The organism is Streptomyces sp. NPDC051173, from assembly GCF_040689515.1.
Classification (GTDB): domain Bacteria; phylum Actinomycetota; class Actinomycetes; order Streptomycetales; family Streptomycetaceae; genus Streptomyces.
This window is the reverse complement of sequence record NZ_JBFBBD010000026.1, coordinates 1-26990: the sequence shown is the minus strand read 5'-3', so window position 1 is coordinate 26990 and position 26990 is coordinate 1. Positions and strand designations below refer to the sequence as shown.

The window sequence follows — 26990 nt, the reverse complement described above, 5'->3', positions numbered from 1 at the left end:
CCAGGAAGAATCAGTATGCGTACCCCGGAGATAATTCGCGGTGAGACGCTGCACGGGGCTGAAACCCTTCAAGCCCCCACGGGGAGGTGGCAGGCCAGTGGTGGAGCAGCTTACGCAGCACGACCCGAGACGGATCGGCCCGTTCGAGGTGCTCGGCCGACTCGGCGCCGGCGGCATGGGGCTGGTCTATCTCGCCCGCTCGGCGTCCGGCCGACGGGTCGCGATCAAGACGGTGCGCACGGAGCTCGCCGAGGACCAGCTCTTCCGGGTCCGCTTCACCCGTGAGGTGGAGGCGGCCCGCGCGGTCAGCGGCTTCTACACCGCCGCCGTCGTCGACGCCGACCCGCGCGCCGCCGTGCCCTGGCTGGCCACCGCCTATGTGCCCGCGCCCTCGCTCGAGGAGATCATCAACGAGTGCGGTCCGCTCCCGGCCCAGGCCGTCCGGTGGCTGGCCGCCGGTGTCGCGGAGGCGCTGCAGTCCATCCACGGCGCGGGCCTCGTGCACCGCGACCTCAAGCCGTCTAACGTCCTGGTGGTGGAGGACGGCCCCAGGGTCATCGACTTCGGCATCGCCTCCGGCGTCTCCAACACCCGGCTGACGATGACCAACGTCGCCGTCGGCACGCCCGCCTACATGTCTCCCGAGCAGGCACGGGACTCCCGCAGCGTGACGGGGGCCAGCGACATCTTCTCGCTCGGCTCGACGCTCGTCTTCGCCGCGACCGGACACGCGCCCTTCCACGGCGCGAACCCGGTCGAGACCGTCTTCATGCTGCTGCGCGAGGGCCCGGACCTGACCGGGCTGCCCGACGAGCTCCGCCCGCTCATCGACTCCTGCATGCAGATGGCCGCGGAGCACCGCCCCACCCCGGCCGACCTCCAGGCCGAGCTCGCCCCGCACCTCTTCGCCTCCGGCGGGGACGACGACAGCGGCACGGCCTCGGCCTGGCTGCCGGACAACGCCGTCACCCTCATCGAGCAGCGCCGGGCCGGGAACCGCCCCGCGCCCGCCGCCGCGGCCGCGCGGAGCGGCCGCAACCGCTCCGGGGTGCCGCCCCGACCCACGCAGCCCCCGACGCCGTCCCGCGCGCCCGCCGCCTCCTACGCGCCGCCGGGCGCGCGCAGCGGGCCGGCCTGGGGCGACGGGCACCTGGGCGGCGCGGACACCGGCCGTTCCGGCATGGCCGGTACCCCCGATCCGCGCGGCGGACCGGGCGGGCCCGCCGAGGCTCCCGTCGTGGCCGCCGCGCACGGCCGGCACGCGGGTGCGCCCGCCGCCCCCGCGCACGACGGCTCCGTGAGGCTGGCCGGATCCCAGGTCCCCATCGGGCCCGGCCCGCGCGTCGCCGACGTGCGCGAGCCGCAGGCCCACCCCGGCGCGGGCCCCACGACCGGCTGGGTGCGCCCGCCCGCAGGGATGACGGGCGCGGCGCCCGCGTCCGTGCCCCCGCAGTCCGCCGCCCCCGTGGTGGACAGCGGCAACGCGCAGACGGACCAGGGGCGTTGGCGGCCCTGGCGGTTCCGTATGTCCAATGACGTGTGGGGCACGCCGACCGTCGCCGGAGACCTTCTCTACGTGACGTCGTTCGAGGTCCACGCGCTCGATGTGGCCAGCGGGCGGCGGCAGTTCAAGACGCGGGACGTGGCCTGGGCCATGGCCGTCGCGGACGGCCGCATCCACGCCTCCGACGGCCCCACGCTCTACGCGCTCGACGCGGCCGACGGCGCCGAGCGCTGGCGGCTGGCCACCGACGGCTGGGTGTATTCGCTCCGGGCCGACCGGGGCACGATCGTCACCGGCACGCGCGGCGGCGGTGTCCAGGCGTGGGAGGCGGCCAACGGCGAGCTGCTGTGGGAGATGAGCGGTCTCCAGACCGACTTCGAGACCCCGGACTGCGGCCCGTTCGCGCAGGACGGCACGGTGTACGTGTGGGCCGACGGGCGGCTGCGCGCCCTGGAGGCGCGTACGGGCGCGGAGCGCTGGTCGTATCCCGTGGGCGACACCGCCTCCTGCGGTGGTGTGCCCGTACGGCTGCTGGCCGCGCCGGACGGCGTGGTGTACGTCGCGGCCGGTACGCGCGTCCTCGCGATCGACGTGGCGCGCGGGGACGTGCGCTGGCGGTTCGAGGCGCCGGCGGTCTTCCTGAGCCCGCCCGCGTTCGCGCCCGGCCCGGCGGTCACGGGCGGCGGTGTCTACATCGCGGACTATCTGGGCACGGTCTACGCCCTCGACGCGGCGACCGGCCGTGACCGCTGGCGCATCGCCACGGAGCCCCGGCAGTCCACGGAGCCGGTGCTCGTGGCGTCCGGGGCCGTGCACCTGGGCAGCGGCGGCGCGCTGTACACGCTGGACGCCGTGACGGGCACGCCCAGGTGGCGCTTCGCCGCCGGCGGTGACGTGGTGGGCGCGCCCGTCGTCGCCGAGGGCCGGGTCCACTTCGGCTCCGCGGACCACTGTCTGTACACCGTGGACGCTGCGGGCGGTCAGCTCCGCTGGAAGCTGGCCACCGGCGGCGAGATCACCGGGTCCCCGGTGGCCATGGGCGGTGTGGTCTACGCCTGTAGCAAGGACCGCTGCGTGTACGCGCTGGACGCGGCCAAGGGGACCGGGCTGTCGCGGCGTTGAGGTGACCGTCGCGCGGTCGGCTCCGGCCGGTTGCCGGGTGCTCCCACCCGAGCCCGCCTGGCGGCGGGCGCGAAGTGAGGCTCCCGCCGCCCGCCGCCCGCCGCCCGCCGCCCGCCGCCCGCCGCCTGCCTCCCGCCGCCCTCCGCCCGCGGTTCAGCGCAGGCGGTACGTCCGGTCGCGGCCGGTGAAGAGCCGGTCCTGGCCGTCCGGGGGCAGGTTGCCGAGGGAGATCAGGTGGGGGGCCAGGGCGAGGGCGCGGTCGCGGGCCGCTTCCCTGGCCGCCCACAGGGCCCGTACGGTCCCCTGGACCGCCTCGGTGGGGCAGGAGGCGATGACGCGGGCGGCGCGCAGGGCCGCGGGCACGGCCTCGCCGGGAGCGGTCAGCTCGGAGACGAGGCCGATCTCGTACGCGCGCCGCGCGGAGAGGCGTTCGGCGGTGCCCATCAGCGCCATGCGCGCGGCCTCGCCGAACGGCATCCGCTGCGCCATGTGGATCGATTCGTACGCGCTGACCATGCCGTAGGTGGTGTGCGGGTCGAAGAACATCGCGTTCTCTGCGGCGACCACGAACTCCGCCTCGCCGAGCAGATAGAAGGCGCCGCCGCAGGCCAGCCCGCCGACCGCGGCGATCACCGGCTTCCACAGGTCGGCGGCCTTGGGGCCGACGGTGAGGAGCGGGTCGTCGACGGAGTAGGGCGAGCCGGGCTGGGCCACGGTCACCGACCGGTCGATGCCGGAGCAGAACGCCTGGTCCCCGGCGCCGGTGAGCACGACGGCCCGCACGTTGTCGTCGCGGCGGAAGCGGCGCCACACGGAGGCCAGGGCGGCGGCCGTGACCAGGTCGATCGCGTTGTGCCGGGCGGGCCGGTCGAGGGTGACGAGCGCGACGCCGTCCTCCGCCACTTCCGTACGCACCGGTGCGCCGTCGGCCGTCATGGGCGCTCCAGCAGCCAACACGGCACCGTCACACCGGCGGTGAGCTCGGTGAAGACGACGTGGACGGGCGCGCCGATGCGTAGCCGGGCCGGGTCGACGGAGTCGGGCGGTGCGTCGGGGGCGGCGACCACATTGCCGACGAGGCGGATGAGCGGGGCGTCGGCGAGTTCCACGACCACGACGTTGTACGGGGCGCGCGCGGCGTAGGCGGGCAGGAGGGGTGGGTGGGGCAGCACGTACGACCAGATGCGGCCGCGGCCGCTCATCCTGCGCCACACGACGGCGAAGGACTGGCAGCGCGGGCAGCAGGGCCGTGGCGGGAACCGCAGCCGCCCGCAGTCGGCGCACGCCTGTATCCGCAGCTCACCGCGGGTGGCGAACTCCCAGAAGGGGGCGCCGTCCTCGTCCGGCGCGGGCACGAGGAGCCCGTTGTCAGTGGTGCCCTTCATGATGGAGGACATGAAGACTCAACTCCTCAGCAGCAGTGCCGAAGTGGGGACTCCCTCGCCCGCCGTGACCAGGCAGGTCGAGGCTCCGGGCACCTGCGCGGTGGAGTTGCCGCGGAGTTGCCGGACTCCTTCGTTGATGAGGTTGAAGCCATGGACGTAGGCCTCGCTGAGCCCGCCGCCCGCCGTGTTGAGCGGGAGGCGCCCGCCGCTCTCCAGGGCGCCGCCCTCGGTGAAGGCCGCTCCTTCACCGCGCCCGCAGAAGCCGTAGCCTTCGAGGGAGAGCAGGACGAGCGGGGTGAACGCGTCGTAGATCTGCGCGACTTCGACGTCATCGGGGCCGAAGTCGGCTGTCTTCCAGAGGTGCCGGGCGGCGGTCCAGGCGGGGCCCGACAGCGGATCGGCGTTCCAGTAGTTGACCATGCCGTGGTGCTGGGCGGGGAGGCCCTGTGCGACGGAGTGGATGAGCGCGGGGCGCTCGCGGCAGTCGCGGGCCCGCTCGGCGGAGGTGACCACGCAAGCGAGGGCGCCGTCGGTCTCCAGGCAGTTGTCGAAGAGGCAGAGCGGCTCGCTGATCCAGCGCGAGGTCATGTACGCCTCACGGGTCAGCGGGCGGTCGTGCATGATCGCGGCGGGGTTCTGGTTGGCGCGGTTGCGGCACGCGAGCGCGACGTTGAAGAAGTGATCGCGCGTCGCGCCGTATTCGTGCATATAGCGGCGGGCGAGCACGGCGATCTCGTCGACGGGGCGCAGCAGGCCGTACGGCCGGGTCCACTGCGCGGGCGTGGGCAGCTGGACGGCGGTGTTCCGCCAGGGGCGCGGGCCGGAGCCGCGCTTGCGGGAGCGCCAGGCCACACCGACGGTCGCCTGGCCGGTGGCGATCGCGGCGGCCAGGTGGGCGACGGTCGCACAGGAGCCGCCACCGCCGTAGCCGACCTTGGAGAAGAAGGTCACGTCGCCCGCGCCGATGGCCTTGGCGACCTCGACCTCGTCGGTCTCCTCCATGGTGTAGGAGGCGAAGGCGTCGACCTGGGAGGGAGGGATGCCCGCGTCGGCGAGCGCGGCCAGGATCGCCTGGCAGGCCAAGTGTTTCTCGGATGACGGGAGTTGACGTGCGAAAGGAGTCTGCCCTATGCCGACGATCGCCGTGGAGTCCTTGAGTGTCGCCGCCATCGTCACCTCCACGCTGTGGGTGCTTTCGCTGCTGACAGCGCGGAAGGCTATCGCTAATCTGACGTTTAGTCAGCCATGGTCGTCCCGACGGTCCTTGTGGTCGGGCGCGGGTGGTGTGGTCCGCACCACCGCCGCGCGGCGGTGTCCTCAACTGCCGGACGGGCTGGATTCGACTGATGTGGGTGCGCGATTCAGTCCGTGGAGGCGCCTTGGGGGCACCCCCGGACACGGCCTGGCAGGCGAGGAGGCGCGATGCGCGGGGACCTGGAATTCATGTCCGTACCCCGGCTGGTCCGCACGGCCGCCGCACGGCACGCCGGCCGTGAGGCAGTGGTCTGCGGCCGGACCCGGATCAGCTACGGCCGGCTCGGCGCCCGCGTCGAGCGCGCCGCCGCCGGCTGCCTCGCCGCGGGGGTCGAGGCCGGCGACCGGGTGGCCGTCTGGGCCCCGAATACCCTCGAATGGATCGTCGCGGCCCTGGGCGCCGTCTCGGCGGGCGCGGTCCTCGTGCCCCTCAACACCCGGCTGAAGGGCGCCGAAGCGGTCCAGGTGCTGAAGCGCACACGGGCCGAGCTGCTCTTCGTGACCGGCACCTTCCTCGGTACGTCCTACGTCGCGGCACTGCGCCGTGCGGCGGGCGCCGGGGGGCGGAAGCGGGGCGACGGGCCGCCGCTGGCGGAGCTGCCCTGTCTGCGGCAGGTCGTGGTCCTGGGCGGGGAGGCGCCCGCGGAGTTCCGTACGTGGCAGGAGTTCCTCGCCGCGGGGGACGAGGTGCCGGCCTGGGCCGTGCGGGCACGGGCCAACGCCGTGGCCCCGGACGCCCCTTCCGACATCGTCTTCACCTCCGGCACCACGGGCGAGCCGAAGGGGGTCGTCGCCACCCAGGCCCAGAGCCTGCGCGCCTTCGGCGCCTGGGCGGACCTGGCCGGGCTCAGGGCGGGGGACCGCTGCCTGATCGTCAACCCCTTCTCGCACACCTTCGGCTACAAGGCGGGGGTGCTCGCCTGCCTGATGCGGGGCGCGACGATGCTGCCGCAGCCGGTCTTCGCCGCGGACGAGGTGGCGGCGCGTATCGCCACCGAACGCATATCGGTGCTGCCGGGCCCGCCCACGCTCTTCCGGTCGCTGCTCGACCACCCGGCCCGGGAGCTGTACGACTTCTCGTCGCTGCGGGTCGTGGTGACGGGCGCGGCGACGGTGGACCGGAAGCTGGTCGTCCGGCTGCGGGAGGAGCTGGGGCGGGTGACGGTGCTGACCGCCTACGGGCTCAGCGAGGCGACCGGGCTGGTCACGATGTGCCGGCGCGGCGACCCGGACGAGGTGGTGGGCCGTACGTCGGGCCGCGCCGTCCCGGACACCGAGGTCAAGGTGGTCGGAGCGGACGGCGGGACGCTGCCGGACGGTGAGCGCGGGGAGATCCTGGTGCGGGGCTATCAGGTGATGCCGGGCTACTTCGAGGATCCCGGGGCGACGGAGCGGGTGGTCGACGCGGAGGGCTGGCTGCACACCGGGGACGTCGGCGTGCTGGACGGCGAGGGCAATCTCCGCATCACGGACCGGCTCAAGGACATGTACGTGGTCGGCGGCTTCAACGTCTATCCGGCCGAGGTGGAGCGCGTGCTCACGCGGCACCCCGGTGTGGCCGAGGCGGCGGTCGTCGGGATGCCGGATCCGGAGGGGCGGCTGGGCGAGGTGGGCAAGGCGTTCGTCGTCCGGCGGGCCGCGGCCGATTCACCGACGGAGCAGGAGCTGATCCGCTGGGTGCGAGGGGAGTTGGCGAACTACAAGGTGCCGAGGGGAGTGGCGTTCCTGAGGGCGCTGCCGCGCAACGCGATGGGGAAGGTGCGCAAGCAGGCGCTGAAGTCGAAGGCAGCGGAGGAGACGGGGCGCGGAGCGTGAGGAGCCGGCCCTCACCAGTGGCCCCGGCCTCGCGGTCCGTTCCTGCGCGCAGAGGCGCGGTCCGGTGAACGATCCCGTCCGGCACGGCGGCCGGGCGGATGACGCTGTCCTGTTCAATTCGGGCCGCGCCCCCGGAGGGCACAGCTCACCGCCGGTGCCGGCCGCGCTGGGTGCTCAGGAGACGGGCGGGGTCGCCGGGCCGCGGTGTCGATGCTCGACCGGGCCCGGGCGGTGACCTGATCGGGGAATCAGTGACGGCCGCCGTTGGCGTGGTCGTCCCCCGCGACCTGCGCGTGGTCGTCCCCGCCTACCTGCGCGTGGTCGTCCCCGGCCAGCTGCGCGTGGTCGTCGGGCGGGGTGAGGTCGCCGCTGTGGGACCGGACGGACGCGGGGACGAGGTTCGCGTGGTCGTCGGCGCAGGCGGGTACGGCGGTCGCGAGCGCCGCGGCGGCGGCCATGCCGAGTATGCCGAGGGCCATCCTGGTGCGCGTGGGTTTACTGGTCATCTCTGACTCCTCCGATTGCGGGGGCAGGGCGCGGCATTCGCAGTCGCGCATCGGTCGATTGGGCAGGAAGACAGGAAGTGGCGGCGTCCGTGTTCCGGGCCGGGTGCTGGTGAATCCGGATCCACAGGCCGCGGACCGGAGTCGCCCCTTCGGTGTCGCGTGCGGTCGGCTTTCTTCTCGACGGCGCCTTTCGCGCGCCGTCGAGGCATGACCGCAGGGACCGGCGTCGACGGCTCCCCCTGTGCGCTGTGTCGACGCCGGCCCCTGCGGTCCCCCGTCGGCCGGTCACTCCCCCCCTTGGGACCGGCCTGTGCAGTTGTCGCGCGGAACTTCCCCCCGTTGCAGAGCCGTTCGTCCGCGTGCGGGTGTACTGCCGTGCCCCCGATTCACGGGCACACCCCGGCCGAACGGCTCCTTCTTTCCCCCCGTTCCGTGCCCCCTGTTGTGCTTCCCCCGTTTTGTTTCCCCGTTCCGGTCCCCCTGGCAAGTCCCCCGGAAGTGTTTCCCGTTGGACTTCCCCCGGAACTTCCCCCGTAGGCGGGCCCTGGTCCATCCGTTCCGATGGACATCCCCCGTCGGGCCCGCCTCCGTCCATTCCCCCATGGGCTTTTCCGGATTCCCTCTGTTCCCCCGTCGGGTCTCCGGAATCGCCGTTCCTCCTTGAGAGGGCCCCTGGTCCCCCGTCGCTCGTCCGCCTGCCGGCGGACCGCGCAGGGGCCCGCTCCGTCCTGCGACCGGAAGGCCTCAGACGAGCCTGTTCACGGGCCTCGCGGGCTCCTCGGTGGTGTGGTCGTCGTCCAGGTTGAGCGGCTCACCGATGGTGGCGTGGTCGTCCTGCGGCACGACCGGTGCCGCGAGGGTGCCGCCCGTCGCGTGGTCGTCGGGCGGCGGTGCTGCCACGATCGGCTTGAGCTTGCGCTCATTGCTCATGGTGATCAACTCCGTTGTCGAATGCGAGCTACTGGCCGAAAGGGGATGAGTGGGGACTACCGAACCCGCCCGGCGACTCCCCCGAGTACCGCCGGACGGGCTGGGGCCGATGACCCCATCGGTGACATCTCACCTTCGACCCGCATGCCCCCCGACGCGACGGATCGACAGGAATTACTCTGCACGACCCCGATAAACGATCGATGAACGGGCACGTGACAGGTGTTGTGGAGGGCTGTACGAAGTGTGTGCAGAGGGCACCGGGCCGACCGGGAAATCCCGTGGAGGCGTTCCGGATCCGCGCTCGGATCCGGGCGTCGCGCAGCCCGGATCCCGCTGTGGAGCGGCCGGGGCCGGTGGACGGATCACGCCGCCGGCGCGAGCGCCAGCAGGCGTCGGACCTCCTGCGCCTCGGGGCTGCCCAGTTGCTCGAAGAGGGACAGGGCCTCCGACCAGCAGGCGTAGGCGCGGCCCGTCTGCCCCAGGGCGTCGAGAGCGCTGCCCAGCATGGTCAGGATGAGCCCCTTGCGCCATTCCCCGCCGAATTCGCGCAGCAGCGCCAGCGCCTGTTCGGCATAGGTGACCGCCTTCACCGGCTGTTCGGCGGCGAGCAGCACTTCGCCCAGGCGGAACAGGGTCATGCCTTCCCAGAGCCGTTGGCGGTTCTCGCGGAATATGGGCAGCGCCTCGTCGAGCTGGGCCGCGGCCTCCGGGAACCGCTCGGCACGCGTGAGGGCGATGGCGTAGGCGTACAGGGCGTTGGCGAGCCGCCAGGAGGGACCTTCGCGGTAGAGGACGATCGCCTCCTCGGCGAGCCGGACCGCCGACTGGACCCGTCCCATCTCCAGGCACGCGCGGGAGAGGTTGCACAGCGCGCTCGCCTCGCCGGGGCGGTTGCCGTCGGCGCGGAAGGCGGTCAGTGCCTGACGGGCGTAGTGCTCGGCGTCCTCGAGACGGTGCTGGTAGAGCGAGAGGATGCCGCAGATGTTGGCGGCGTAGGAGCACGGGATCGGGTCCTCGCACGCGCGGCCGAGCAGGACGGCCTGGCAGGCGTGGTCGTAGCCCTGGTCGAAGCGCCCGGCGTAGTTGCACACATGGGCCAGCACGGTCCGGGCCCGTCCCTCCGCCAGGGTGTCCCCGGTGGCGCGGGCCGTGGCCAGCAGGGCGGTGGCGGCCTGCTCGTACTGCCGGGAGTCGGCGCCGGACTCGGCGAGGTCCTTCGCCGCCAGCAGCAGGTCGACGGCGCGCCGCAGGGTGTGGCCGCCCTCGCCCGCCTGCTGGCGCACGCAGGCGAGCAGGCACCCGGCCTCGGCGAAGAGCCAGTCGCCGGCGGCCCCGCCGTCGGCGAAGGTGAGCCCGGGGTGCGTGGTGGGCGCGAGGTGGGTGAGGAGCTGTTCGCCGGGGCGTTCCAGGACGTACGCGCCCGCGGCCGTGACGAGGTAGAAGTCCAGCAGCCGGGACAGGGCGGCGCAGCGTTCGGCCGGCGGCAGATCGTCGCGCTCGGCGCACGCACGCGCGTAGAGGCGGACGAGATCGTGGAAGCGGTAGCGGCCCGGCGCGGCGGATTCGAGGAGCGAGGTGTCGACGAGCGACTCCAGGAGCTCCTCGGTGGCGTCGGCGTCCAGGTCGAGCACGGCGGAGGCGGCGGCCAGGGAGATGTCGGGCCCGTCGGCGAGGCCGAGCAGGCGGAAGGCGCGGGCCTGGGCGGGCTCCAGCTGGCCGTAGCCGAGTTCGAAGGTGGCCTTGACGGCGAGGTCGCCGGCGCGGAGCTCGTCGAGGCGGCGGCGCTCGTCGGCGAGCTTGCGGGCCAGGACGGAGACGGTCCAGGTGCGGCGGGCGGCGAGCCGGGAGGCGGCGATGCGGATGGCGAGCGGCAGGAAGCCGCAGGCGGCGACGACGTCCATCGCGGCGTCGCGCTCGGCGCCGACCCGTTCGGCGCCGACGATGCGGGTGAAGAGCACCAGCGCTTCCTCGGGGCTCATCACGTCGAGGTCGACGAGGTGGGCGCCGGCGAGGTCCACCATGCGCGAGCGGCTGGTGACCAGCGCCGCGCAGCCCTCCGTGCCCGGCAGCAGGGGCCGGATCTGGGCGGCGTCGCGGGCGTTGTCGAGCAGCGCGAGGACGCGGCGGCCGTCCAGGGTGGAGCGGAAGAGCGCGGCCCGCTCCTGGGGGCCGTCGGGGATCGCGGAGTCCGGGATGCCCAGGGCCCGCAGGAAGGACCCCAGGACGGCCTCCGGTTCGGCGGGCACCGGCCCGGCGCCCTGGAGGTCGACGTAGAGCTGGCCGTCGGGGAAGTGGTGCCGGGCGGCGTGAGCGACGTGCACGGCCAGCGTCGTCTTGCCGACGCCGCCGATGCCCGCGACGGCCGAGACGGCCATGATCCGGCCCTCGGCGGTGACCAGTTGGTCGCTGAGCTCGTCCACGAAGCCGGTGCGCCCGGTGAAGTCGGAGACGGTCGCCGGGAGTTGCGCGGGCCGGATGAAGGTGGGGCCCGCGTTCGGCCGGTCGTCCGGCGTGAGGTGCAGGGTGAGGTCCGCGTCGGCCTGGAGGATGCGCTGCTGGAGTTCGGCGAGCTCGGGGCAGGGGTCGACGCCGAGCTCGTCGGCGAGGAGCCTGCGGGTGTCGGCGTAGACGGCGAGGGCCTCGGCCTGCCGGCCGCTGCGGTAGAGGGCGAGCATCAGCAGCTCGCGCAGCCGCTCCCGCAGCGGGTGGGCGGCGGTCAGGGCGGTGAGCTCGGAGACGGCCTCGGCGTGGGCGCCGACCTCCAGGTCGAGGTCGAGGCGGGTCTCGATGAGGGTGAGCCGCCACTCCTCCAGCCGGGCGCGCTGGGTCTCGGCGTACGGGCCTGGCAGGCCGGCCAGCGGCTCGCCGTCCCAGACCCCGAGCGCCTCGTTGATCAGCTCGCGGGCGCGGGTGCGGTCGCCCGCGGCGCGGGACTTCTCGGCCTCGGTGGCGAGGTGTTCGGCCTTGTCGATGTCGAGGCAGCCGTGCCCCACCCGGATCGCGTAGCCGCCGGACTCGCTGACCAGGGCGTCGGCGTCGGGGCCGAAGGCCTTGCGCAGCCGGGAGGCGTACGTGCGCAGCGCGGCGAGGGCGGCGTGCGGGGGCTCGTCGCCCCACAGCGCGTCCACCAGCTCGGGCGCGGTGGCGGTGCGGCCGCCGCGCAGCAGCAGGGCGGCGAGCAGCGCCCGCTGCTGGGGCGAGCCGGTGTGCAGCAGTTCCCTGCCGCGCCGGGCCCGCACGGGCCCGAGCACGGTGAAGCGCAGATGGTGCCCGTGCCCTGTGTCGCCGGCCATTGTGACCCCCTGCCTGTCCCGCTCGGTCGCACCGGCCAGTCTGCCTTGTCCGTGGCCTCTACGTCAGCAGTGGTCCGGCCTCTCCACAAGCCCTGCAAGAGACTGCCCCACCACACTGCTGACGGATCGTCAGTTCGTCGCTAACGTGTCAGCCATGGTGAGCTTCCCCAGGATCATCTCGGTGGACGACCACACGGTCGAGCCCCCGCACGTCTGGCGGAACAGGCTTCCGGCGAAGTTCCGCGACGTCGGACCACGTGTCGTACGCGCCCCGGTGAAGGAAATGACCTTCACCGGCGGCCGGTTCGCCCCGGTCATGGGCGCTCCGGGGGACGAGGGGCCGGTGGCGGACTGGTGGGTCTATGAGGATTTGCACCGTCCGCTCACCCGGCTGGATACCGCCGTCGGATACTCCAGGGACGACATCAAGCTGGAGGCCATCACCTACGAGCGGATGCGTCCGGGGTCCTACGACGTCCCGGAACGTTTGGCCGATATGGACCGTAACCATGTCCAGTCCGCGCTCTGCTTCCCCACCTTTCCGCGTTTCTGCGGACAGACCTTCACCGAGGCGAAGGACCGCGGCCTCGCCCTGCTGGCCGTCCGCGCCTACAACGACTGGATGGTCGAGGAGTGGTGCGGGCCGGACGCGCGCGGACGCCTGATCCCCCTGACCATCGTCCCGTTGTGGGACGCGGCCCTCGCCGCCGAGGAGGTACGGCGCAACGCCGCGCGGGGCGTACGGGCCGTCTGCTTCTCGGAGATACCGCCGTACCTCGGCCTGCCCTCCGTCCACACCGACGCCTGGGACCCCTTCCTGCGCGCCTGTGCGGAGACCGGGACCGTCGTCGCCATGCACATCGGCTCCTCCTCGCGCATGCCGTCCACCTCCGACGACGCGCCGCCCGCCGTCGGCTCGGCCCTCACCTTCGCCAACTGCTGCTTCTCGATGGTGGACTGGCTGATGTCGGGCGCCTTCGAGCGCTTCCCCGGGCTGCGCGTCATGTACGCGGAGGGCCAGATCGGCTGGATCCCGTACATCCTGGAGCGCGCGGACGCCGTGTGGTCCGAGAACCGCGGCTGGGGCGGCGTCGCCGACAAGGTCCGCCGCCCGCCCTCCGAACTCTTCGCCGGGCACGTCCACGGCTGCTTCTTCGACGACCCGGTCGGCCTGCGCAACCTCGACGCGATCGGCACGGCGAACGTCCTCTACGAGACGGACTACCCGCACTCCGACTCGACCTGGCCGCGCTCGCGGGAAGTGGCGCAGGAGCAGATGGGGCACTTGGCGGAGGACGTGGTCGAGGCCATCGTCCGGGGCAACGCGATCTCACTGCTGGGCCTCACGGAGGACGGGCTGTGGGCGGGCTGAACACGGCCCGGGGGGAGGGCGGGTGAACGGACTGGACGTGCTGCCGGCGGGCCGGCTCGGCTACGGGATGCAGGTGCCCGTCACCTCGCTGAGCACCCTCTACGCCGAGCCCTGGGAGGTCGAGGCCGGGCCCGCCGAGCTCCGCGCCGTCGCCCGCGCCGCCGACCGCCTCGGCTTCACCTACCTCGCCACCTGCGACCACGTCGCCGTCCCCGTGCGGCTCGCCGCCGCCATGGGCACCACGTGGTACGACCCCGTGGCGACCCTCGCCCACCTCGCCGCCGTCACCGAGCGGACCCTGCTGCTCAGCCACGTCTCCGTCGCCGCGCTGCGGCACCCGCTGGCCCTGGCGAAGCAGTACGCCACCGTCGACCGGCTCTCGGGCGGGCGCCTGGTCCTGGGGGTGGGCGCCGGACACGTACCGGAGGAGTTCCGGGCGCTGGGCGTGGACTTCCACCGGCGCGGCGCGATCCTGGACGAGACCGTCGACGCCCTGAAGGCGGCGCTGGGGCCGGAGGAGTTCCCGGAGTTCCACGGCTCCCGCTTCGCCTTCCACGGCCTGGGCCAGGCCCCGCGCCCCGTCCGCACGCCGCGCCCGCCGATCTGGGTCGGCGGCTCCTCCCCGGCGGCCCTGCGCCGCGCCGCACTGCGCGGTGACGGCTGGCTGTCGCAGGGCGACTCCCGCGAACAGCTGCCCCTGCGCGTCGCCGAGCTCCGCCGCCTGCGCGCCGCAGCGGGCCGCGAGGGCCCGTTCGCCGTCGGCGCCCTCACGGAGGCGCTCTACATCGGCACGCCGGGCTGGGACGTCGGCCCGCGCACGCTGACCGGCAGGCCGGGGACGCTGGCGGAGTCGCTGCGCGTGTACGGCTCGCTGGGGGCGGACCAGATCCAGGTCCGCTTCCGGAGCCGCGGACCGGAGGAACTGCTGGAGCAGATGGAACGGTTCGCGTCCGAGATCGCCCCCCTGCTGGCGGAATGAGAGCGGAATGAGAGGCGTACGCCCATGTCCGGACTGAACGGCCGGGTCGTGCTCGTCACGGGCGCCGCCCGTGGGCAAGGGGCCGAGGAGGCCCGCCTCTTCGCCGCAGAGGGCGCGCGGGTCGTCCTCGCCGACGTGCTGGACGACGAGGGGCGGGCCGTCGCCGCGGAGATCGGCCGGGAGCGGGCCGTGTACGTCCACCTCGACGTCCGCGAGGAGGCCGGCTGGGGCGCGGCCGTCACCGCCGCGAAGGAGGCCTTCGGGAAGCTCGACGGGCTCGTCAACAACGCCGGGATCCTCCGCTTCAACGAGCTGGTGAACACGCCGGAGGAGGAGTTCCTTGAGGTCTTCCGCGTCAATCAGCTCGGTACGTTCCTCGGCATGCGCGCCGCGATCCCCGAGCTCGTGGCGGCGGGCGGCGGGACGATCGTCAACACCGCCTCGTACGCCGCGCTGGCCGGACTCCCGTACATCGCCTCCTACGCCGCGACCAAGGCCGCCGTCGTGGCCATGACCCGGGTCGCGGCCCTCGAACTCGCCGCCAAGGGCATCCGGGTCAACGCCGTCTGCCCGGGCGGCATCGACACCGCGATGACCGACCCGGCCCGGCTCGACCCCACGGCGGACGCCGGGCGCTCCGCCTCCGGGGCCGCGGAGCTCTACCGCAAGGTGGTGCCGATGGGGCGGATCGGGCAGCCGGCGGAGGTGGCCCGGACGGTGCTGTTCCTGACCTCCGACGCGTCCTCCTACGTCACCGGGCAGCCGTTCGTCGTGGACGGCGGGTGGCTGGCCGGAACGCGGCTGTTCTCCTGACCAGGCCGTGGCCAGGACGCCGCGCGCACGTTCCCTTGACGCTCCCAGGTGCCGATGCCAGAGTCGTTCATCTGACGGTGCGTCAGAAATCTAGGGACGGTGAACCTCCGTGGAATTCGGGATCTTTGTGCAGGGCTACGTTCCCGCGAGCAGGCAGCGGACCGACCCCGAGGCCGAGCACCACGCGCTGCTGGAGGAGACCGAGTACGTCATCGAGGCGGACCGGTCCGGCTTCAAATACGCCTGGGCGTCCGAGCACCACTTCCTCGACGAGTATTCGCACCTCTCCGCCAACGACGTCTTCCTCGGCTATCTCGCGCACGCCACCGAACGCATCCACCTCGGCTCCGGGATCTTCAATCCGCTGCCCCAGGTCAATCACCCGGTCAAGGTCGCCGAGAAGGCCGCCATGCTCGACCATCTCTCCGGCGGCCGCTTCGAGTTCGGCACCGGGCGCGGCGCGGGCAGCCACGAGATCCTCGGCTTCCTCCCGGGCGTGACCGACATGGACCGCACCAAGGAGATCTGGGAGGAGACGATCGCCGAATTTCCCCGGATGTGGCTCCAGGACGAATACCCGGGCTTCCATGGCGAGCACTGGTCACTGCCGCCGCGGAAGATCCTCCCCAAGCCGTACGGCCCCGCCCACCCCGCCATGTGGTACGCGGCCGGCTCCCCCTCCTCGTACGCCATGGCCGCCCGCAAGGGCCTCGGCGTCCTCGGCTTCAGCGTGCAGAAGGTCTCCGACATGGAGTGGGTCGTCGACTCCTACAAGAACGCCATCAAGGACGCCAAGCCGGTCGGTGCCTTCGTCAACGACAACGTGATGGTCACGTCGACGGCGATCTGCGCCGAGACGCACGAGGAGGCTGTGGCCACGGCGGTCGGTGGGGGCCTGCACTATCTCCAGTCGCTGCTCTTCCGCTACCACGACACGTTCCCTCGTCCCGAGGGGATTCCCCGGTGGCCGGAGCTGCTGCCGGAGTACACGGCGGAGATCATCGAGCTTTTGATCGCCGAGGAGTTGATGATCTGCGGGGATCCTGACGAGGTGTTCCGGCAGTGCAAGCGGTGGGAGCAGGCGGGGGCTGACCAATTGGCTTTCGGCTTGCCGATCGGGGTGCCGCGGGAGGGGGTTTTGCGGACGCTTCGGCTTATTGGGGAGCATGTGATTCCTGAGATCGATGTGGATCCGGTGCATCGGACTACGCGGTTGCGGGGGGCTTGACCGGGTTCTCGTTGTGTGTGGCTGGGGTGTGTTGCGCCCTTCGGGCGTGGCCTCAATCGCCGGCCGGGCTGGGTTGGTGGCTGGGCCGGGGGTGTGACCTCCGGGCTGAGGACCTGGAACGCGGTGCGTGGCACCGTCTTACGCGTTGGGTGCCGTGACGACGCACCGCGTTCCAGAACCTCACCCTCCGGCCCCACCCCCTCCGCCGGTGGGTACCTTCACGGCCGGGGTGTGTGTAGACCCCTTCGGGGCACGCCTTTTTCTCTTCCGCCGGGTGCGCCGGTCTTTTCTGTTCAGCCCGTTGGGGGCACCTCTGGGGGAGGTAGCTGGGGGGAGGCAACGGACCCGCACGTCGGGGTCTGGGGCAGCGCCCCCCCGCGGCGGAGCCGCAGATCAGATGCAGCCGGGCCGGGGCGGGGCCGCGGCCCGGACCCCGCCCCGTCATCCATCCGTCAGAGACAGAGGTGACCGACCATGCTCGACCATCTCATCCGCCACGCCACGGTCGTGGACGGCACCGGCGCAGCCCCCTACGTCGCGGATGTAGGGATAAAGGACGGCCGTATTGCGACAATCGGCCGTCCTGGAAGGGCGCTCGCCGGTCGGATAGGTGAGCGCGCCCGGACGGAGGAGGACGCGGGCGGGCTGGTGCTCGCCCCCGGGTTCGTCGATCCCCATACGCACTACGACGCGCAGCTGTTCTGGGACCCGTACGCCACGCCGTCCATGGGCCATGGCGTGACCACTGTCGTCGGGGGCAACTGCGGGTTCACGCTCGCGCCGCTCAACCCCGCTCGTCCCGCCGACGCCGATTACACGCGGCGGATGATGAGCAAGGTCGAGGGCATGTCGCTGGCCGCGCTCGAACAGGGCGCGCCCTGGAGCTGGTCGTCGTTCGGGGATTATCTGGACGCGCTGGAGGGGCGGATCGCGGTCAACGCCGGTTTCATGCTGGGGCATTGCGCGCTGCGGCGCTATGTGATGGGTCCGGAGGCCGTGGGCGGGGTGCCGGGCGCCGGGCAGTTGGAGCGGATGACGGCGATTCTCCATGATGCGATGGAAGCGGGTGCCTGGGGGCTGTCCACCACGCGGTCGACCACCCACAGCGACGGCGACGGCAGGCCCGTGGCCTCGCGGTACGCGCGGCCCGAGGAGCTGGTCGCGTTCGCGCGGGCCGTCGGTGAGCACGAGGGCACGCAGCTGGAGGCCATCGTCACCGGCTGTCTCGACCGTTTCTCGGACGCCGAGACCGACCTCCTGGTGGAGCTCACGGCCACCGCCGGGCGGCCGCTCAACTGGAACGTCCTCACCGTCGACGCCGCCGTCCCCGCCCGCGTGCCCCGGCAGCTCGCGGCGAGCGAGCGGGCCCGGGCCGTGGGCGGCCGGATCGTCGCGCTCACGATGCCGGTCCTGACACCGATGAACATGTCCCTCGGTACGTTCTGCGCGCTCAACCTGCTGCCCGGCTGGGGCGAGGTGCTCTCCCTCCCGGTGCCCCGCCGCATCGCCGAACTGCGCGAGCCGGGCGTACGGGCGGAGCTGCTGCGCCGCGCGCGGAGCGAGGAGGCGGGGGTCTTCCGGCGGCTGGCCGACTTCGGGCGCTACGTCATCGGGGACACGTACGCGCGGGAGAACGACGGCCTCGCCGGCCGTGTCGTCCGCGACATCGCCGCCGAGCGCGGCCTGGACCCCTTCGCCTGTCTGGTGGAGATCTGCGCGGCCGACGGGCTGCGTACGGTCCTGTGGCCCATGCCCACCGATGACGACCCCGACAGCTGGGGGCTGCGCCGCCGCACCTGGGAGCACGAGGACGTGCTGCTCGGCGGCTCGGACGCGGGGGCGCACCTGGACCGCATGTGCGGGGCCCCGTACACGACGAGTTTTCTCGGCGACTGCCTGCGCGGCCGGAAGCTGGTGCCGCTGCCGGCGGCCGTACGGATGCTCACCGACGACCCGGCGCGGCTCTTCGGGCTCCGCGGCCGGGGCCGGGTCGCGGAGGGCTGGTGCGCCGACCTCGTCCTCTTCGACCCCGAGCGCGTCGACGCGGGCCCGGCAACGCTCGTCCACGACCTGCCCGGCGACGGGCCGCGGCTGGACGCGCGGGCGGTGGGCGTGGTGAGCGTACGGGTCAACGGCGTGGAGACCGTGCGGCACGACGTGGTGACGGGGAAGGTGCCCGGGAGGGTGCTGCGGTCGGGGCGGGACACGGAGACGGTGGCCACGAAGGGCTGAGCGCGTGGCCGGTACCGGTGCGTCGCCGGGCCGGGCGCGGGAAATTTTCGAAACGGGACAAAAGGTGCGGGGCTGCGATTACCGCAGGGTGGTGCGGGGAGGGTTACTCCTTGGTGTTACCTGACGTAACCGCCGGGTCGCCTTTTAAAGCCAGGTCAACTGCCGGTAAAGCGGCCCACATTCAAGGGGCCCCGTCCGGATGGCGAGGATCCGGTTGCGGAAACAGCAGCGCTTAACGTCCTGTTCATGGTTCAGACAGCCCCACGGCCCAGGGCCGGGGACACGGTAACGAGCGTCGGCGGCCGGCGCGCCAAGGGCCTCAGCGGGAACTCCGTCGGGCTGCTCGGCAGCGCCGTCATCGGGATCTCCACGGTCGCCCCCGTCTACTGTCTGACCTCGACGCTCGGCCCGACCGTCGGGCAGGTCGGGGTGCAGATGCCCGCCGTCTTCCTCGCCGGCTTCCTGCCGATGCTGCTGGTCGCCTTCGCCTACCGCGAGCTCAACAAGGCCGTGCCCGACTGCGGCACGTCGTTCACCTGGAGCGTGCAGGCGTTCGGGCCCCGGGTCGGCTGGATGTGCGGCTGGGGCCTGGTCATCGCGACGATCATCGTGCTGTCCAACCTCGCGGGCGTCGCGACCTCCTTCTTCTACCTCCTCCTCGGCCAGGTCACCGGCAGCGGCTACGTCGCCGATCTGGACGGCAACCGCCCCGTCCACGTCCTCACGTGCCTGGCCTTCATCGCCGTCGCGACCGCCGTCAGCTATCGCGGGATGACCGCCACCAAGGGCGTGCAGTACGCGCTCGTCGGCCTCCAACTCGCCGTCCTCGCCGTCTTCGTGGCCATGGCCCTCGTCAAGGCCCGCACCGGTGACCTGCCCGGCTCCGTCGACTTCTCCTGGAGCTGGCTCGACCCCTTCGCCGTCCAATCCTTCGCGGCCTTCACCGCAGGGCTCTCCCTCTCGATCTTCATGTTCTGGGGCTGGGACGCGTGCCTCACGGTCAACGAGGAGACCCAGGGCAGCGCGAAGACCCCCGGCCGGGCCGCGCTCATCTCCATGGCCGTCCTGGTCGGCTCGTATCTGCTGACCGCCGTCGCCGCCCAGATGTTCGCCGGCGTGGGCACCGAGGGCACGGGCCTGGGCAACCCCGGCACCGCCGACAACGTCTTCGCCGCACTCGCCGACCCCGTACTCGGCACGGCGCTCGGGGTGCTGCTCTTCGTGGCGGTCCTCGCCTCGGCGGCCGCCAGCCTCCAGACGACGTTCCTGCCCGTGGCCCGCACGGTGCTGGCCATGAGCACCTACCAGGCCCTGCCGCCGTCCTTCGCGCGCATCCACCCGCGCTTCAGATCACCGGGCCGCGCGACCGTCGCCGCCGGGGTCGCCACCGGCGTCTTCTACGCCGTCATGAGCTTCCTCAGCGAGAACGTCCTCATCGACACCATCTACGCCCTCGGCCTCATGATCTGCTTCTACTACTCGATCACGGCCTTCGCCTGCGCCTGGTACTTCCGCCGCGAGCTGCGCCGCTCCGTGCGCGACGCGCTCTTCAAGGGCGTCTTCCCCCTGCTGGGCGGTGTGCTGCTGGCTGCCGTCTTCGGCAAGACGCTGTACGACATGTGGAACCCGGCCTACGGCAGCGGCAGTTCCGTCCTGGGCGTGGGGTCGGTGTTCGTGATCGGCGTGGGCCTGCTGCTGCTCGGTGTGGTGCTGATGCTGGTGATGCGGCGCAGGAGCCCGGCGTTCTTCCGCGGCGAGGTGCTGACGCGCTCCACCCCGGCGCTGGTGGTGGAGGACTGACGCCGCGGCCCCGGCGCTGGTGGTGGAGGACTGACGCCGCGGCCCCGGCGCTGGTGGTGGAGGACTGACGCCGCGGCCCCGGCGCTGGTGGTGGAGGACCTGATGCCGCGGCCCGGCCTGGGTCGTCCAGCAGCGTCCGTGGTCCTGGCCCCAGCCTCCCCGGGAGCATCCGCGGCCCCGGCCTCACCCTCCCAGCAGCGTCCTGCCCAGCCAGTCGCGGGAGTCCCTGACGCCGGGCAGCGCGAAGAAGTATCCGCCGCCGGTCGGCGAGATGTAGTCGACGAGCGGCTCGTCGATCAGCCGCTCCTGCGTGGCCTCGAACTGCCGCTTGACGTCCTGCTGGTAGGAGCAGAAGGCCAGGCCCATGTCGAGGTTGCCGACGTCGTCGATGCCCCGGTCGTAGTTGTAACCGCGCCGCAGGAGGCGGGAGTCGTCGGTCTTCGCCGTACGGGGGTTGGCCATGCGGATGTGGGCGGTGAGCGGAATGGCCTCGCCCTTGGGGTCCTTGGCGTAGTTGGGGCTGTCGGTCTCCTTCGCCCCGTCCAGCGGCGCGCCCGTGTCCTTGCGGCGGCCGAACATCTTCTCCTGCTCGGTGAGCGAGACCCGGTCCCAGAACTCCACCAGCATCCGGATGACGCGGATCACCTGATAGCTGCCGCCCACGGCCCAGGCGGGCTCCCCGAGCTGGTCCGTCACCCACACCAGACGGCTCATCTCGCGCGAGGAGTCCGTGTCCGGATTGGCGATGCCGTCCTTGAAGCCGAGCAGGTTGCGCTGTGTGCCGGTCGGGCGCGGCGTGTTCTGGAAGCCGTCGATGCGCCACTTGACCTGCATCGCGCCGCGCGTGTGCCGGGCGATGTCGCGCAGGGCGTGCAGGACGACGTCCTGCCGTGCCGCGCAGATCTGGAGGGACAGGTCGCCGTGGCACTCCGCCGCGCGCAGGTTGTCGTTGGGGAAGGTGCGCATCGGCGTGAGGCGGCGCGGCTTGGCACCGGCGAGCCCGAAGCGCCCGTCGAAGAGGGACGCCCCCACGCCGAGGGTGACGGTGAGGTCGTCGGCGGGGACCGTCGGGCCGAGGATCCCGCTGTCCGACGGCGGTGCGCCCACGCCGAGGTCGGCCGGCGCGCCGCCCGCCGTCAGGAAGCGGGCCCGCTCGGTGACGGTCCTGAACAGGTCGGCGAGGTCCTTGCGGTTCTCGCCGATCACGTCGAACGATATGAAGGCGGCGGCCGCGGTCTGCGGAGTGGTGATGCCCGCCTGGTGCACGCCGTGGAACTCCGTCCTCCCCGGCGCCTCGCTGTCGGCGGCCCGCGCCGGCTGCGCGCCGGTGGCCTGGCCGAGGGCGAAGCCGCCCCCGGCGAGGGCGACCCCGGCCGCGCCCGTACCCAGCGCCGTCTTGACGAAGCCGCGGCGGCCGGTGGCGGGGCCGCCCTGCGGGCGGGCGGAGTCGGCGGTCATGTTCGGGTTCCCTTCGGGGCGGTCGGCGGTGGGCACGGTTCAGCCGGCCTTGCGGATCTCGAGGAGGTCGGGGATCGGGGCGAGATCCTCAAGCAGCTGCCCCGTCGCCCCGTTCAGCCGCGCCCGGCCGCCCGCGTCGAGCTTGTCGACCGGCGTCCACCGGTCGTCGTGGTGCGCGGCGTCGAGCAGCTTCTGCACGCGGTCGATGCCGGCGTCCACCGTGGGGAGCAGCTTGGTGTCACGGGCGCTGAGCAGAGGGCGCAGGACGTCGAGGAGTTCGCGGGTGCCCGCGAGGTTGGCGCCGGCGGTGGCGAGGTTCGTGCCGCTGCCCTGGTCGGTGTCGCCGGTCAGCTCGAACTGGAGCGTGTTCTCCAGGATCTCGTGCGTGCGCAGCGGCAGGTCACCGGGGTCGAAGTCCTGGCCGGGGAACGCCTTCCGCAGGCCGTCGACGTCCTTCGCGAGCTGCTGCGCCGGGCCGCGCAGGTCGTCCGCCGACTGCCCGTGCCACAGGCCGTACTCGATCCGGTGGAAGCCGGTGAAGTCCTTGTCGTTGACGCCGTCGGGGTGCCCGTCCGTCCGCCCGTTGATCTTCTTGTCGAAGTCCTGGAAGGTGCCGTAGGCCGCGCCGAGGGAGGAGTAGGAGAGGTGGGCGGTGAGCCAGTCCTCGCGGGCGGCGTCGAGGTCGCCGCCCTCGATGTCCTGGTCGAGCTTGCCGGTCTGCTCGGTCAGCGTGGCCAGGCCCTTGTTCACGTAGTCCTTGTACGTGCTCAGCGGTGCGGCCAGGTCCTTCTCGGAGACCGGCACGACGGCCTTGGCGGCGGCGCCGCTGACGCGTACGGGCGTGGAGGTGACCGTCCTGCCGCCGGTGGGGACGCAGCGCCAGGCGTACTCCCCGCCGCCGACGGTGGCGACCAGCTCGCGGGTGGTGCCGGGGGCCAGGCCCTCGATCTCGCCGTGGACGGCGTTCGTCGACGGCTCGACGAGATAGACCTCGGAGACCTTGTCGCCTGTGTTGTGCATCTGGAAGGTCCGGCGGCCCGGTTCCGGGGCGGTGAAGCCCTTGCCGCAGTCCTTCTCGGAGACGGCGACGGTCTGGTCACCGGCGGGCTTGGAGCCGCTGAAGGCGACGACGGCGCCGGCGACGACGGCGGGCACGGCGACGACGGCCGCGGGCACGACCCAGGCGGGGCGGCTGCCGGGCGCCTTCTCCGCCTTCTCGGCTTTCTCGGCCTTCTCGGTCTTCGGGCTTTCCGCCTTGGCCGGCTTCGTGCCTACGCCCCGTACGAAGAGGGTCATCACCACGGCGAGGTAGGCGACGTAGGCGATCACCTGCAGCCAGGTCATGGACGGGGTCAGGTTGAGGACGCCCTGCGCGAGCGTGCCGTACCAGGAACCGGCGTCGATGCTCTGGCTCAGGTCGAACGCGAACGCGCTCTGACCCGGCAGCACGCCGCCCTCCTGGAGATCACGCAGACCGTAGCCGAGCACGCCCGCCGCGATGACGATGAGGACGATGCCGGTGGCCGTGAAGAACTTCGTGAGGTTGATCTTCAGTACGCGCCGGTAGAGCCCCCAGCAGAGCGCCGCCGCGATGACGAGTCCGGCACCCGCGCCGGCCATCGGTCCGGCGGACTCACCGGCGGCGCGCGCCGTCGTCCACAGGAACAGCGCCGTCTCCAGCCCCTCCCGGCCGACGGCCAGGAACGACGTGACGATCAGCATCCCCGTGCCCATGGCGAGCGCGCTGGTGACCTTCTCCCGGATCTCCCCGGAGAGGTTGCGGGCCGAGCGCCGCATCCAGAAGACCATGGCGGTGACGAAGGCGACGGCGATGACACTGAGCGTGCCGCCGAAGGCTTCCTGGGCGGTGGCCGAGAGCGTGGCGGCGGTGAACGTCAGCACCGCCCCGAAGCTCAGCGACAGGGCTGTCGCCCCCAGCACGCCCGTCCACACCTGCGGCAACCGCGACTTGGCCCCCGCCCGCACCAGCGTGGCGACGAGCACGGAGACGATGAGCCCGGCTTCGAGCCCTTCCCTCAGCCCGATCAGAAAACTCGGAAACGCGTCGTCCCACATGGGCGTCCTCCCCGGCGCGACGCCGGCTGGTCTCTCGGCCGGGGCGGCGGAAGCGTCAGCGATGCGACCGCGGTGGCACTTTGGTTAGCGAAGCCAAACCTTAGTGGGGGGTGCGGGGGTGGATGGCCAGGATGCGGTCAATAAATAGTTCGGGTCTGGTAATCCGCTTGACGAATGGGTAATGGACGTGGGTCTTGCCGGCCGGTCGGCGGGGCGTGGTCGGGTGGGCCGTATGCGGTCGGTGTCGTCGAAGTGAAGCCGCGCGATGACGCGCGAATCGAAGATCCAGAAGTCTGTCTTCACATCACGAAGCCGAGTCGGCGATTCTCGAATTCCGCGTGGAGATCAAGGGCCGAAGCCCTCGCCTTGTCCCGTCACACCTGATCTGAGCGAAGCTCGCGAACCAAGGCTTCCGCGGCCCGGGCCATCGTGGCCGTCTGCGGGCCCGCGCGGCCGGTCCGCTTGTGGGAACGGGCTGTGTTGGCGCACAGCAGCAGCCGGCCGCCACCGTCGAGGACCCTGCCGAGAGCCGCCATATCGGCCTGCGACACGCCCTGTCGGCGGCGGTTGACCACTGTGTTCAGATAAGCGGACGGGTGCAGTTCATCGCCGCGGGCGTAGCAGCGCAACTGCGGGTTCGACAGGTGCCTGCGCTGGACCAGGTCCAGGAGCCGGTACGGAGTCATCAGCCGCGCCGGAAGATCGGCGTCCGGAAGCCGCCCGCGCGCGAACGCGGCATGGACCGGGCCGGCATCCTCCCAGCCGAGCGCCTTGCCGATGCTCGAGATGAGCCGGTGCTCCACGCGGAATCCCCTATGCCTTGGGGAGGTTCAGGTCCCGGTTCTCACCGTCGTCGCCTGCGCTGTTCTGGGAGCTGGTGACGTCGGACCGCTCGGACTCGTACCGGTCGTGCGCGCTCGTCAACTGCTCGACAGCGATGAGGAGATACCCGCTGCCCGGCTCTGCGTGTTCACGCTGCTCCATCTGTTCGGTGCTCCTTCCGTGCAGCCGGCACTCCGTGGCCAAGCCGACCGGGGCGCCAGTGGACGAAGTGGCCGTCACGAAGCCGTTGGAACGTGGTCATCATCAGTCTGTGCGAGGGGAGCCGCAATGGTGCGCGGCACTTGATGGCCGGTTCGCACTGTCCCGAGAGAGGCTGATCAACCTGGCTGTCAGGCACAGCCGAGTCCGGGCCGCCCGGCCCGGAACTCGGTGATGAATATGGACCAGGCCCCGGTCGGCACTATGAAGGCCGGACCGTTGGCATGTTTGGAGTCGCGGACGCCGACCCGTCCGGTCAGCACCGCGATGGAGACGCAGCCGCCACCGTTGTCTTGACTGCTGTACGAGGACTTGAACCAGGAGGCCTCGCCGGCCACTTCGAGGGCCGTCAGGCAGGCGTTAGTGGTCATTGATCTCTCTTGTCAGTCGGTGCAGAAACTCAGGGGTTTGGGCCGGGGCCAGTGCTCCGTCGCGCATCGCGTCGAATCTCCGGTCGTACTTCCAGACCTCGCGCTTCCTGTCGGACACGGTCATGACCGCAGATCCCTCTTCCATGACGACGGGATCGAGGTTGTGATCGAAATCCAGCAGGACGAAGTTCGCGCTCGCCCGGAAAGTGTTGAGAGCCAGCGGAAGGATCTGCACTGTCACGTGATCCAGTTCTGCGACCCGCGCGATCTCCGCGTACTGCGCACGCATGATCTCCGGATCGCCGATCATTCGGCGTAGAGCTGCTTCGTCCAGGATCACACGCAGTTCGACGGGATCCTCTCCGGTCAGGATGGCCTTGCGTTCCATGCGCAGTGCCACGGACTTGTCGACGAATTCGCTTGTCCTCTCCTCCACGTGCTTTGCCGTCATGAACAGGGCTCGCGCGTACGCCTCGGTCTGTAGGAGGCCGAAGATCACCTGAGAGTTCCAGGCGCGCATCGTGCGGGCGTCGGCCTCCAGGCCGACGTACATGGTCGTGCCTGACGGCATCACGTTCTGGTAGGGCCTGTACCAGTCCTTGCTGAGCGAGTCACGGTGGAGCGTGAGCAGCAGTTCACGGTCGACCTGGTCGGTGACGCGGTACAGATCGAGCAGGTCCGTCAGGTCACGGACGCGTGGGAGCTGGTTCTGTCCGGTCTCGACCCGGTTGAGCTTTGTTTCGGAGCCCTCGATGTGAGCTGCCGCTTCCTTCACGCTGATCCCGTACTTCTCGCGCAGGCGCCGGAGCTCTTTGCCGAGTTCTCGCCTTCTGAACGTCGGACCGCGTCGTGCTGCCACCCTTGAGCCCTCCTGGTGCTGTTCCCCGTCAGCGAGCCTCTGTACCCCGACGGCGCGTTCCTGTTGGTTCCCGAAGAAGCCTTGTTGGTGCTCCTGGCGTTCCTGTTGGCAGTCTTCCACCCCCTGTATCCCCTCGGGCAACCTTTCCCCGAGGTTTGTCATATGCCAATGTGAGCAGCCTTTCGCTGGAGCGGTTGCCTCTCAAGTAGCCGGTGCGGAAGCCTGGTTGGAGCATCAGCGACGCCACCCAATCGCTCGCAAAGGAGCCGACCCATGCCTCCGTTCCCCCGCACCAGCCACCTCGGCGGAGGGCACACCTGCCCCGACGAGACCGTCATCGAGGACGTGATCCGCGAAGCCAACGCCATGCAACGGCTGCTCGCGCCCCCAGGGCGGCTGACGTGGCTGACCGCCTGTCTCCGCCGGTTCATCGCCGCGACCGCCGACGACGTCGAGGGCGCCGCGACCGCGCGGCCCGTGGGAGACCCCGTCCGGCTGGAGGCGCTCGTCGTCGTACGGGAGGCCCGCTACCGGCTGCGGCTCGGGCCCGGTGACGGGTACGTCTCGGCGATCGCCTGTGTCCGCAGCCTGGGCCGGGCCGCGGAAGCCCTCCGCCACGAGCAGCGCCGCCTGCGCCGCGACCTCGTCCCCGTGGCCGGCTCGTCAGGCCCCGGCGTCGTCGTCCTCGGACCGTCCGAGACCTGCCTCACCTGTCTCGAACTAGTCGAACTGCGCCACCAGTTGGAGGTGCAGAAGAACTGGCGCGGCGTGCGTGACGCGAATGCCCGCCTTGCCCGCCACCGAACCGCCGCGCACCACCCCGTACCGCTGGCAATCTGACGACAAGGGAGGGTTCCATCCCTGTTCTTCGGAGGGAATCCCCGCCTTCAGGCGGGGAGGGAATCCGATCCTGAACTCTGCGGCGCGGGGCGCCGCAGCATCGTTCCGG

General features: G+C 71.9%; 21 protein-coding genes. 9 read left to right on the top strand and 12 right to left on the bottom strand.

Translation table 11 applies throughout. The features are described 5' to 3' along the window. Window positions 1-97: 97 nt before the first annotated feature. A complete protein-coding gene (locus AB0435_RS16390) occupies window positions 98-2626 on the top strand; it encodes a serine/threonine-protein kinase (protein WP_366003912.1) in 2529 nt (842 codons plus the stop codon). A 153-nt stretch (window positions 2627-2779) separates the two neighbouring features. Here AB0435_RS16390 and AB0435_RS16385 read toward each other — a convergent pair whose 3' ends face one another. The 3 genes from AB0435_RS16385 to AB0435_RS16375 are packed head-to-tail and all read right to left on the bottom strand — an operon-like array spanning window position 2780 to window position 5181. Then, window positions 2780-3562 (bottom strand): enoyl-CoA hydratase/isomerase family protein, encoded by a 783-nt coding sequence (locus AB0435_RS16385; protein ID WP_366427277.1) that lies wholly within the window; start codon window positions 3560-3562, stop codon window positions 2780-2782. Continuing rightward, window positions 3559-4023 (bottom strand): OB-fold domain-containing protein, encoded by a 465-nt coding sequence (locus AB0435_RS16380; protein ID WP_366003916.1) that lies wholly within the window; start codon window positions 4021-4023, stop codon window positions 3559-3561. Before AB0435_RS16380 ends, AB0435_RS16385 begins: the two co-directional genes overlap by 4 nt. A 6-nt stretch (window positions 4024-4029) precedes the next feature. Next, complete coding sequence (locus tag AB0435_RS16375; protein WP_366003917.1) at window positions 4030-5181, bottom strand: lipid-transfer protein; 1152 nt, start codon at window positions 5179-5181, stop codon at window positions 4030-4032. A gap of 252 nt (window positions 5182-5433) precedes the next feature. Here AB0435_RS16375 and AB0435_RS16370 point away from each other — a divergent pair, with 252 nt between their 5' ends. Then, on the top strand, window positions 5434-7080 hold the full coding sequence (locus tag AB0435_RS16370) for a FadD3 family acyl-CoA ligase (protein WP_366427276.1): 1647 nt from the start codon (window positions 5434-5436) through the stop codon (window positions 7078-7080). A gap of 248 nt (window positions 7081-7328) precedes the next feature. Here the strand turns inward: AB0435_RS16370 and AB0435_RS16365 are convergent, their stop codons facing one another. From AB0435_RS16365 to AB0435_RS16355, 3 genes are all read right to left on the bottom strand, one after another. Continuing rightward, the gene (locus AB0435_RS16365; protein ID WP_366427275.1) at window positions 7329-7586 is read right to left on the bottom strand and encodes a hypothetical protein; all 258 of its coding nucleotides are present in this window, start codon (window positions 7584-7586) and stop codon (window positions 7329-7331) included. A gap of 744 nt (window positions 7587-8330) precedes the next feature. Continuing rightward, complete coding sequence (locus tag AB0435_RS16360) at window positions 8331-8516, bottom strand: hypothetical protein (protein ID WP_366003920.1); 186 nt, start codon at window positions 8514-8516, stop codon at window positions 8331-8333. 365 nt (window positions 8517-8881) lie between these two features. Next, complete coding sequence (locus tag AB0435_RS16355) at window positions 8882-11812, bottom strand: BTAD domain-containing putative transcriptional regulator (protein WP_366003921.1); 2931 nt, start codon at window positions 11810-11812, stop codon at window positions 8882-8884. 154 nt (window positions 11813-11966) lie between these two features. On the opposite strand from AB0435_RS16355, the gene AB0435_RS16350 reads away from it, so the two are divergent. From AB0435_RS16350 to AB0435_RS16325, 6 genes are all read left to right on the top strand, one after another. Continuing rightward, a complete protein-coding gene (locus AB0435_RS16350) occupies window positions 11967-13184 on the top strand; it encodes an amidohydrolase family protein (protein WP_366003922.1) in 1218 nt (405 codons plus the stop codon). A 31-nt stretch (window positions 13185-13215) separates the two neighbouring features. Then, on the top strand, window positions 13216-14163 hold the full coding sequence (locus AB0435_RS16345) for a TIGR03619 family F420-dependent LLM class oxidoreductase (protein ID WP_366427300.1): 948 nt from the start codon (window positions 13216-13218) through the stop codon (window positions 14161-14163). A 24-nt stretch (window positions 14164-14187) separates the two neighbouring features. Continuing rightward, window positions 14188-14976 (top strand): glucose 1-dehydrogenase, encoded by a 789-nt coding sequence (locus tag AB0435_RS16340; protein WP_366427274.1) that lies wholly within the window; start codon window positions 14188-14190, stop codon window positions 14974-14976. 109 nt (window positions 14977-15085) lie between these two features. Next, on the top strand, window positions 15086-16204 hold the full coding sequence (locus AB0435_RS16335; protein ID WP_366427273.1) for an LLM class flavin-dependent oxidoreductase: 1119 nt from the start codon (window positions 15086-15088) through the stop codon (window positions 16202-16204). Window positions 16205-16678: 474 nt separating this feature from the next. After that, entirely contained in the window at window positions 16679-18436 is a 1758-nt protein-coding gene (locus tag AB0435_RS16330; protein ID WP_366427272.1) for a D-aminoacylase, read from the top strand. Between the two features lie 246 nt (window positions 18437-18682). After that, the gene (locus AB0435_RS16325) at window positions 18683-20236 is read left to right on the top strand and encodes an APC family permease (protein WP_366427271.1); all 1554 of its coding nucleotides are present in this window, start codon (window positions 18683-18685) and stop codon (window positions 20234-20236) included. 183 nt (window positions 20237-20419) lie between these two features. Here AB0435_RS16325 and efeB read toward each other — a convergent pair whose 3' ends face one another. The 6 genes from efeB to AB0435_RS16295 form a co-directional block, all read right to left on the bottom strand. Continuing rightward, window positions 20420-21694 (bottom strand): iron uptake transporter deferrochelatase/peroxidase subunit, encoded by a 1275-nt coding sequence (efeB, locus tag AB0435_RS16320; protein ID WP_366003927.1) that lies wholly within the window; start codon window positions 21692-21694, stop codon window positions 20420-20422. A gap of 39 nt (window positions 21695-21733) precedes the next feature. Further along, on the bottom strand, window positions 21734-23770 hold the full coding sequence (gene efeU, locus AB0435_RS16315; RefSeq protein ID WP_366427270.1) for an iron uptake transporter permease EfeU: 2037 nt from the start codon (window positions 23768-23770) through the stop codon (window positions 21734-21736). A 374-nt stretch (window positions 23771-24144) separates the two neighbouring features. After that, window positions 24145-24573, bottom strand: a complete 429-nt coding sequence (locus AB0435_RS16310) for a hypothetical protein (protein ID WP_366427269.1) — start codon at window positions 24571-24573, stop codon at window positions 24145-24147. 10 nt (window positions 24574-24583) lie between these two features. Beyond that, complete coding sequence (locus AB0435_RS16305; RefSeq protein ID WP_366427268.1) at window positions 24584-24754, bottom strand: hypothetical protein; 171 nt, start codon at window positions 24752-24754, stop codon at window positions 24584-24586. 188 nt (window positions 24755-24942) lie between these two features. Continuing rightward, window positions 24943-25182, bottom strand: coding sequence for a DUF397 domain-containing protein (locus tag AB0435_RS16300; RefSeq protein WP_366003931.1), 240 nt, complete (start codon window positions 25180-25182; stop codon window positions 24943-24945). Further along, window positions 25172-26041 (bottom strand): helix-turn-helix transcriptional regulator, encoded by an 870-nt coding sequence (locus AB0435_RS16295; protein WP_366003932.1) that lies wholly within the window; start codon window positions 26039-26041, stop codon window positions 25172-25174. The genes AB0435_RS16300 and AB0435_RS16295 overlap by 11 nt, the downstream gene beginning before the upstream one ends. Before the next feature lie 273 nt (window positions 26042-26314). Between AB0435_RS16295 and AB0435_RS16290 the strand changes: the two genes are divergently transcribed. Next, entirely contained in the window at window positions 26315-26881 is a 567-nt protein-coding gene (locus tag AB0435_RS16290; protein ID WP_366427267.1) for a DUF6415 family natural product biosynthesis protein, read from the top strand. Window positions 26882-26990 lie beyond the last annotated feature (109 nt).